The 3,036-nt window shown below is 70.4% G+C and carries 1 protein-coding gene; it reads right to left on the bottom strand.

Annotated features, from left to right (window positions below):
* Positions 1–128 precede the first annotated feature (128 nt).
* On the bottom strand, positions 129–2,696 hold the full coding sequence (locus AC27KI_RS21870; protein ID WP_487115803.1) for an EAL domain-containing protein: 2,568 nt from the start codon (positions 2,694–2,696) through the stop codon (positions 129–131).
* Positions 2,697–3,036: the final 340 nt, after the last annotated feature.

The raw sequence follows: 3,036 nt of genomic DNA, 5'->3' as shown, positions 1-3,036 counted from the left end.
CCGTGGCCCCGGTGGCGCCACAACGCAAGGCACGCCGGCCAAGGGCGTGGCGTTCAACAAGGCCGCGCAGCAGCCCGTGGCCGGCCGCCATGCTGACCCAGCACACCGGCCTGCCGCCCCGCGCCGGCCTAGCCGGCAAGCCCGCCGGCGGGACCCCTTCCGGTAAAACGTTCCGCAAGGGGCGCTGAGCCCTCCGGCGCCGCCGCGCCCAGCCCGCCTGCCGGGGCGGTGCCCTGGACGGCGGCCCGTGGCATCGGCTCCGGGCGGCTGATGGCATGGCCCTGTGCATGGTCCACGCCCATGGCGCGCAGCGCCTCCACGATGGCCGGCGTCTCGGCGAACTCGGCGATCGTCTGCTTGCCCATCACGTGGCCGATGTGGTTGACCATCTCCACCATCGCCCGGTTGGCCGGGTCCTCCAGCATGTCGCGCACCAGGGCGCCGTCGATCTTGAGATAGTCCACCGGCAGATGCCGCAGGTAGGTGAACGAAGACATGCCCGCGCCAAAGTCGTCCAGCGCGAAATGGCAGCCCTGCTGCTTGAGCTCGCGGATCAGGCGGATCGCGTTGGGCAGGTGGGCGATGGCCGCGGTCTCGGTCACCTCGAAGCACAGCTGGTTGGCCTGCACGCCGTAGCGGGCCATCTGGTCGCGCAGGTACTCCAGCAGGCTCTCGTCGCCCACGCTGGTGCCGGACAGGTTGATGGCGCACAGCGTGATGGGGCGCTCCTGCGGCTGCTGCCGGCGGCGCTCGGCCAGTGCGGCAAAGGTGTGCTCGACCACCCACCGGTCCAGGGCCTGTGCGAGGCCGAAGCGCTCTGCGGCTGGCACGAATTCGCCAGGGAAGATCGCCTGGCCGCCGTCCCCCTGCAGGCGCAGCAGCACCTCCACATGAATGCCGCCATCGTTCGGCGCCCGCAGCGGGGCGATCTCCTGCATGTAGAGTTGGAAGTGGTCCTGCTCCTGCTCCAGCGCCTGGCGAATGCGCTGCACCCAGTGCATGTCGTCCAGGTGGCGCGACATGGCCGCGTCCTGTGGCTGGTAGACATAGACCGTGTTGCGCCCGCGCTCCTTGGCGCCGTAGCAGGCCATGTCGGCCACGCGCAGCACCTCCTGCAGGCTGGTGAGGTCGGCCGTCAGGTGCACGAGACCGATGCTCAGGCCCGTGCGCAGGGTGCGGGCACCCCAGGGCAGCCGCAGCTCCTGCGCATGGTGGCGGATCTGCTCGGCGATCCGCTCGGCCACCTCCTGGGGGCAATCGTGCAGCAGCACACCGAACTCGTCCCCGCCCAGCCGCGCCAGCGTGTCGCCCTCTCGCAGGCCGCGCTGCAGCATGCGGCAGACCTCGCGCAGCATCTCGTCGCCCGCGGGGTGGCCGCAGGTGTCATTGATCACCTTGAACTGGTCCAGATCGATGTACAGCAGCGCGCCCGCCACCTCGGAGGACCGCGGCCGCGCCAGCATCTGGCCCAGGCGCCGCTCGAACTCGCGCCGGTTCGCCAGGCCGGTGAGCGTGTCGTGGCTGGCCTGCCACGCAAGCTGCTCCAGATACTGCTGCTCGCGCGTCACGTCGTGCAGCACCAGCACGGCGCCGGCCAAATGGCCCTGGTTCATCAGCGGCGATCCCACCAAAGTGACGGGCACCGTGCTGCCGTCCGGCCGCACGATGCGGTGCGGGTGTTCGTCGTGCAGCCCGACGGTGCCGTGCAGCGCGCGCTCGAGCAGTTGGGTGATGCTGCTGCCGTGGGTGGCGGGTGGCTCGGCGCTGCCGGTGGCCTTGGCGCCGTCTGGGGGGCCCGTGTGCAGCAGTTGCGCCAGCGGCATCCCAAGGCTGTCCTGGCCGGCGCGGGCCAGCAGGCTTTCCGCGGCGGGGTTCATGTAGCGCACGTTGCCGTGCAGATCGGTGGTGACGATGCCGTCGCCGATGGCCGCCAGGGTGGTATGCGCCTGTTCGCGCTCGGCCTCCAGCGTGGCCTCGACCTGGCGGCGTTGTCCCATCAACTGGCGGGTGTGCGCCAGGGTCAGGGCGATCAGCGCAAGCACCGTGGCCACGTTCAGCCACAGGAGCCACCCCATGATGCGCCGCGAGCTGTCGCCCATCGCCGCGCTGAAGTCGGTGGCGGCCGGCGTGACGCCGACGTCGATCTCATCGACCTGACGCTGCCAGCGCTGCACCATGTCGGGCGTCACGCCCCCGGCCACATAGCCGGCACGGATCTCGCGCGACAGGGCGTCCAGCCGCTGCAGGTATTCGTCGCCCAGCATCCAGTGCCGGATGGGCTCGCGCAGGATGTCGTGGTCCCGGAACAGGTGGAGCATCCAGATCAGCCCCGTCACGTCGCTCGGGTGGTTGCCGCCGCGCAGGAACGCGTCGCGGGCGCCGGCCAGATCGGGCTCGGGGGCCTCGATGAGCAACCGTGCCTCCCGGTCGGCCAGGGGAATCTGCAAGGCCTGCTGGAACTGCTCGTACAAGCGCCCCTCGCCCGTGGCGACGTATTGGCCCAGGTGGTGGATGGCGTCCTTCTGGCCCTTGGTCCACTGGCTCTCGCCTGCGACGAACGCGCGCACGGTGGACAGCACATACAGGCTGGCGGAGGCCACGACGGCCTGCAGGATCAGGATCGCAATGAAGGGGCCGGTGAGGCCGGACGTCCACGGGCGCCGACGGTTTCCTTGCAGGGGAGTCGGCGTGTCCATGCAGTCACCAGGAAGGAATGCCGATGTTCGGTGGCGGGCGGCGCCAGCCCTGCGGGAAGGCCATGCCCGGCGTCCCCATCGCGAGAGGGGCGCATCCGGCAGACGACGCAGTGAGGCAGGCCATGGCGAACTAATATCGGCAGGGGCGCCAAAAGTCCAAGGTGCCTTGCCGGTCAGTCCGGTGCATGCTGCTCGCCCGGTCAGGGCACGGGCTGCGGGATCAGGTCCTCGATGATGAGCCGGCGGTAATAGAAGGCGGCTTGCGCGCCGTGTGGCTCCAGCGCGGCCTGCAGGGTTTCCGCGTCGTCGTCGTCGCCCACCTTGACCAGCAGGCCACTGG

The sequence above is a fragment of the Acidovorax sp. KPB24-03 genome (assembly GCF_057546605.1).
The sequence above is the reverse complement of the archived record's forward strand: the minus strand, read 5'-3'. Positions and strand labels throughout refer to the sequence as shown.

Coding starts and splice junctions, on each gene's coding strand:
- AC27KI_RS21870 (WP_487115803.1), bottom strand. CDS start 2,696: ATGGACACGCCGACTCCCCTGCAAGGAAACCGTCGGCGCCCGTGGACG.